Origin of the sequence: Microcystis sp. M113S1 (genome assembly GCF_020246945.1) — a bacterium.
Taxonomy (GTDB): domain Bacteria; phylum Cyanobacteriota; class Cyanobacteriia; order Cyanobacteriales; family Microcystaceae; genus Microcystis.
The window spans coordinates 1-5,751 of sequence record NZ_JADBSA010000089.1; the positions used below are offsets into that span (position 1 = coordinate 1).

At 43.3% G+C, this 5,751-nt stretch carries 7 protein-coding genes; 3 read left to right on the forward strand and 4 right to left on the reverse strand.

What is annotated here, in order from left to right:
* The first annotated feature begins 279 nt into the window (after positions 1 to 279).
* The 3 genes from IM319_RS05015 to IM319_RS05025 all read left to right on the forward strand — a co-directional run bounded on the left by IM319_RS05015 (position 280) and on the right by IM319_RS05025 (position 2,504).
* A complete protein-coding gene (locus tag IM319_RS05015) occupies positions 280 to 1,074 on the forward strand; it encodes a metallophosphoesterase family protein (RefSeq protein ID WP_287734866.1) in 795 nt (264 codons plus the stop codon).
* 78 nt (positions 1,075 to 1,152) lie between these two features.
* Positions 1,153 to 1,971, forward strand: coding sequence for a SirB1 family protein (locus IM319_RS05020; RefSeq protein WP_287686744.1), 819 nt, complete (start codon positions 1,153 to 1,155; stop codon positions 1,969 to 1,971).
* Between the two features lie 68 nt (positions 1,972 to 2,039).
* Positions 2,040 to 2,504, forward strand: a complete 465-nt coding sequence (locus IM319_RS05025) for a VOC family protein (RefSeq protein ID WP_286826328.1) — start codon at positions 2,040 to 2,042, stop codon at positions 2,502 to 2,504.
* Here the strand turns inward: IM319_RS05025 and IM319_RS05030 are convergent.
* The 4 genes from IM319_RS05030 to IM319_RS05045 form a co-directional block, all read right to left on the reverse strand.
* Complete coding sequence (locus IM319_RS05030) at positions 2,501 to 3,268, reverse strand: tryptophan-rich sensory protein (RefSeq protein WP_286826329.1); 768 nt, start codon at positions 3,266 to 3,268, stop codon at positions 2,501 to 2,503. The two genes, IM319_RS05025 and IM319_RS05030, sit on opposite strands and share 4 nt — an antisense overlap.
* A 3-nt stretch (positions 3,269 to 3,271) precedes the next feature.
* Positions 3,272 to 3,751 (reverse strand): 3-hydroxyacyl-ACP dehydratase FabZ, encoded by a 480-nt coding sequence (gene fabZ, locus IM319_RS05035; protein WP_012268022.1) that lies wholly within the window; start codon positions 3,749 to 3,751, stop codon positions 3,272 to 3,274.
* Between the two features lie 114 nt (positions 3,752 to 3,865).
* Positions 3,866 to 5,005 carry a SpoIID/LytB domain-containing protein gene (locus IM319_RS05040; protein ID WP_287734868.1) on the reverse strand — a complete coding sequence of 380 codons (1,140 nt, stop codon included), beginning with the start codon at positions 5,003 to 5,005 and terminating at the stop codon, positions 3,866 to 3,868.
* A 219-nt stretch (positions 5,006 to 5,224) separates the two neighbouring features.
* Positions 5,225 to 5,677 carry a Coq4 family protein gene (locus tag IM319_RS05045; protein ID WP_287734870.1) on the reverse strand — a complete coding sequence of 151 codons (453 nt, stop codon included), beginning with the start codon at positions 5,675 to 5,677 and terminating at the stop codon, positions 5,225 to 5,227.
* Positions 5,678 to 5,751 lie beyond the last annotated feature (74 nt).

The window sequence follows — 5,751 nt, forward strand, 5'->3', positions numbered from 1 at the left end:
GGTAAAACCCCACCCCCCACCCCCCCCACCCCCCCCCCCAACCCCCAACCCCCAACCCCCAACCCCCAACCCCCAACCCCCACCGAAAAACTTTTTCAGCAGACCCTATTTAATTCCACCCACTTACAGCCTTTCTCCCGCAGTTCCGGCGTTCCCCAAAACCAGTGACTGTTAGAGGGAAAGCTTTGTCCTATAATAAAATTAAGACCTTATAGAAACTCCTTTTTTAGCAATAAAAGAGTAGCAATGTCAGTATAGTCAGCGATTAGAGAGGGGTGTGTGTTGTTTAGAAAAATAGGGAAACAGACTCAAGAACCGCGTCGTATTATTATCGGAGATGTGCATGGCAGTTTTCAGACACTTTTGCGACTATTAAACCGAGTTGCTCCCGATAGTGAGGATGAGGTTTATTTTCTGGGAGATTTAATCGATCGAGGACAGCAGAGCTTGGAAGTGGTGGATTTTGTCATCAAAAATAACTACCAATGTCTCCTAGGAAATCATGAATATATGCTCTTAAAAGCTCTGACGGGAAAAGAAGTTCCTGAAAGATGGTTCAACGGCTGGATCGAGAGTGGTGGGGCGGCGACACTACTAAGTTATAATAACAATATACCCGCCGAGCATATCAATTGGTTCCAATCCCTACCCGCTTATTTAGACCTAGGAGATATTTGGTTAGTTCACGCGGGAGTACACCCAGAATATCCCCTTGAACAGCAAACAAACGAGCAGTTTTGTTGGATTAGAAATGAATTTCATACCATGACCCAACCCTATTTCAAGGATAAACTAATTATCACAGGTCATACTTTAACCTTTACCTTTCCCGATGTCAAACCGGGACAACTAGCTCGCGGCAGCGGTTGGCTAGACATTGAAACTGGGGTTTATCATCCTCAAAGTGGTTGGTTAACTGCTTTAGATTGGACAAATCAATTAGTTTATCAAGTGCAGTCTCAAAATAAAAATTGTCGCACGATCCCTTTAGAAAAAGCCGTGGTTAATCTAGACATTGACAAGATTTCTCGCTACTCTTCCCAGCAAAGCTCATCTAAATCGCTGAATATTTAATGGTGATCGGAAAAGAGAAGCGATAAAATCGGAAGGATCGGTTAAAATAGTTGATAATCTGATTAATACTCTTTGCTAATGACCCTTGCACTCTTATACCAAGCCTTCATCGAAACAATTCAACATCCTGACCCTGAGATAAATCTAGCTCGGGCAGCCCTACAAATAGCCAATTTTGAATATCCGCGCCTCAATATTGATCACTATTTAAATAGAATAAATTTAATGGCTGAGGAGGTAAAAAAACGTTTACCCGATAGATTATATCCTTTAAAAATAGTCAAGATTATCAATCAATATTTGTTTGAAGATTTACAATTTACTGGTAATACCCAAGAATACTATGACCCCCGCAATAGCTACTTAAATGACGTAATTGATCGCCGCACGGGTATTCCGCTCACTCTCTCGATCATCTATTTAGAGATTGCCAAACAGATCGATTTTCCCATGGTAGGAATTGGTATGCCGGGTCATTTTATTATCCGTCCCGATTTCGAGGAAGTGGAAATTTTTGTCGATCCCTTTCACGGTGGTGAAATCTTATTTAAACAGGACTGTCAAGAAAGATTAAGTCAAGTTTATCAACAGCCAGTTAAATTAGAAGAACATTTTCTCAATATTGCTACCAATCAGCAAATTTTATTACGTTTGTTGACTAATTTAAAATATATTTACCTGAATCGTCAACAATGGTCTCAGACAATTCGGACAATAGAGCTGCTACTTTTGCTCATTCCTAATCATCCCCTAGAGCTGCGCGATCGAGGTTTAGTTTACTATCAAATTGGACAATTTAGCCGAGCGCAACAGGATTTAGGCTTCTATCTCGCTCTCCTACCCAACGCTCAAGATGCGGAATCCATTCGGCAATTATTGCAAAAAATTAACTCTTAAGTCGACTGATTACTGATTACTGTTCACTGAAAAATCCCCCAACCCTTTACTGATAAATGATAACTAAGATGACTATTAGTCCTTCTGTCACCACGAAAAAACTCAAAATTGGTCAACTGCGAAAAGTCCATCATATCGCTTTCAACGTCAAAGATATGGAGGCTTCTCGTCATTTTTATGGGGAAATTTTAGGCTTAGAGGAATTAGTGGGGGAAAAAATTCCCAGTACCTTAAAAGAATTAGTTGCCCAGGGAAAAGTGGCCAATTTTATCACCCCCGATGGTACAGTAATTGACCTATTTTGGGAACCAGATTTAAACCCCCCCGACGACAATGCCGAAATCGCTTTTACCCGTGCCAACCATTTAGCCTTCGATATTGCTCCCGAATGCTTCGATTTTGCCCTAGAAGTGCTACAAAGTCAGGGAATTACTATTGCTAGTGGACCCGTGACCCGTCCGACTGGGAGGGGGGTTTACTTCTACGATCCCGATGGCTTTATCGTCGAAATTCGCTGTGATCCCGCATCTTAACGACTCAGAGGACGAAAACTGCGACTAAAAACCAGAAAAGTTAGGATAATCGCTAATATAATCGCCGTTATCGCAATTAGAGGCAGAGAGACCTGTTTAACAGCGATCGCCAAGAAAGCCCAGATAAACACCCCGATAAAAGCCCGATCTTTTCGGTTTAAACCGACTAAAATCGCGATTATTGCCCCGATAACCATGATTATCATCGTCCAGATACTAGGAGCAATTCCCCAACCGTTCCAGTTGGTCCAATCTAGCACCGAAGCGACGTTGACAATCGTGGCTACGGTAATCCAAGCGAAATAGATACTAATAGGAGCATTAACTAATAAACCCTGTTTACGATTGACAATAAAGCGATTAATTTCTAAGCGGAGATAAAGCCGGATGAGAGGAATTAAAATGCCTAGCATTGCCAGTAAAGACAGGATAAAAAAACGGGATTGAAAGAGAATTACCCAGAGAATCTGACAAGCACTAGCGATGGCTAATTCGTAGCCTAACCGACGCAAACGCGGTTCAGTTTTATTGAAAGCCAAAGCTTGGTAAATTCCCAGACTAATTAAACCCAGATAGATTAATCCCCAGATAGCAAAAGCATAATTAGCGGGAATAATTAAGACATCTTGAAAAACTGTATTCGAGATAGCCCCGATATTTTCGCCGTTGAGAGGGAAAATATTAGCGAAAATATTGGTGATAAAAGCCCCTAGAATAGCAAATAAATTTAGTTCTTGTCGGAGACGATCTCGATCAAAATTCATAGGTCAATCAAAGATGGAAAACATCATTTCGCCCTGAGCGGCCAATTGCCCATCGACTCTTGCTTCCCCTTGCATTTTAGCAATTTTATTCATCTTGAAGGATAATAATTCCACCGTCATGATTAATTGATCCCCTGGCACCACAGGACGACGAAAACGGGTTTTATCAATGCCAGCGAAGGCAAAAAATTTTCCTTTCATCCCGGGTAATTGGGTCAAAATCACTCCCCCCACTTGGGCCATGGATTCAACAATTAACACCCCCGGCATCAAGGGACGATTGGGAATATGACCGGGAAAAAAAGGCTCGTTGATCGTGACATTTTTTAGGCCAACGGCCTTTTGACCGGGTACATAGTCAATAATACGATCGACTAGGGCAAAGGGATAACGATGGGGCAGTAGTTGGCGAATTTCCTCGACGGTAAAGGTAGTTTTTATGACTGGTTCCAACTCGGTTAAGGCTTCGGTCACGATGGTCATGCAAGTCAAAAATTACAAGTGAGATTAGACATTATCTCATAATCAGTTATCAGTTATCAGTTATCAGTTATCAGTTTACTGTTTACTGTTTACTGGAAATGGCTGACAGCCTTTTTAATTGGGCATTTCAGTTAAACGAGCATTTTGATAATAATGGCTGAGAATGCGGTCATAAGTCACCCCTTGGTCAGCGAGGGAAAAAGCACCCCATTGACTTAAACCGATCCCATGACCGAAACCGCGACCATTAATGGCAAAAGTACCGTTATTAGCTGAAATCGTGAATAGGGTACTACGCAGCTCCAGTATTTGCCGTAATTGGGTATCAGAGATTAATTTAGAGCCTTGATCGCCCACTACGCGCATTCTAATCACTCGTCCGTGGGGAGTGGTCCTTTCGGGAGATAGCGATCGCACGCGACCAACACCACCGATTAAACGGCCTAATTCCCTGGCACTAAAGTTTTTTGACCATTGAAATACTGGTGCGACCTGATCGTAATCGACGACACCGCGCAGGTAGGGTAAGGGGGAATTCCAAACATCCTCGACATTTTCCGTATGGCCTCCGGAGGAGGAGTGAAACACCGCTAGAATCGGTTTGCCGTTGAAGCTCATAATTTGTCCGGCGGTGGCATTAACCGCCTCGTGGGTGCTAGTAAACTCGCTTTCTAGACCCTTATAAACTTGGGTGCGGGTGGTAGTATCGAGATCGTAGATGCGATTGCCGGAAGTATTCATTTGGTAGAGAGCATAGGTGCGCGCCGCCACAGATTGGGCTTTTAAGGCCTCTTGCGGCCAGGAGGGAATCGCTTCCGCACCGACGACACTATAGAGATATTCCTCTAAATCGACTAAATTTAGGGCTGTCACCCCAGAACCTTGCCGAATGAGCCTTGTACGTCCTCGATACCAGCGATCATTAATCCAGACGTAACCATCATTCCCTGGTTCGATGATCAATTGACTGGCCTGCCAATCGGCCAAACCCACCGCTTTTCCTCTGGGATTAGCATTGAGGGCATTCATGGCGGTCAATTCTCCTAAGACTCTGCCGGCCCCATCTTTCACCACAGCATCGGTGGAACTGCCCACGGAGACGGCACTAACACCTTTACTGATGGCAATGCGTAATTCGACAGCAGCCTGGACTGGGGCGATAATCAAAGCCCAAAAAACTAGGACGAGCCAGCTATGGGCAGGCAGGCGCTGCAGGTAACTACCCAGCAGCCTTGCTGTGTGTTTATTGGTCATGGGGATCGAACTCCTCACACAATCGATCGATAATCAATTTTACCCAGACTGGGACTTTTTTGCTACTCCGGTTCGGAAAAATTTTTCCCCTGTCACTTTTTCCCGATTGTCTGACAATTTTTCTGTCCTCTGACCCCCTGAATCGGCAAATTGCTTTATTTTGTCCGATTAATCGGGATTTATTCGGGTTAGTCGATTATTTTAATTAGTCGGGCAAAATTAATTTTCTAGGTTTGAGTGGACAATCGCCAATTCTTGCCGCCAAACTAGCAGGGATTTCTCCCAAGCTAGTTCCCATTTTTGCGCTAAAAAAGGTCGAGTATTTTTGCCCAAATTATAGGCGATGACAATCTCTTCCCAGAGAGAGGCTAAGGAAAGTGGCGAAGAAAATAAAGCTCCGAATAATCCCCCTAAAAGTAGGACAAGAGCTAGAGGGCGACGAGTTTGACTTAATTCAAAAGCTTTCAGTTGCAATTCTCCCGTCACATCGACACCAAAACCCGTGACTATATGCCAGATATCGTGAGTTTGTCGTAGGCGAAGCAGCAGATAATCTATGTCGGAATTGACCTGAATAAACCGATAAAAATTAGGATCAAAATTGAGACTAATTAGGGTCTGCTGAATAAATCTAAAAACCTTGTTGGGTAAGACTTTTAGACTTTTTGTCAATCAAAAAGTACCAGGCATGGGAGTGATCAGGGGGAAAATTCAGGTACTTTTTCCCTGAAAATTAGGTAGTTGAC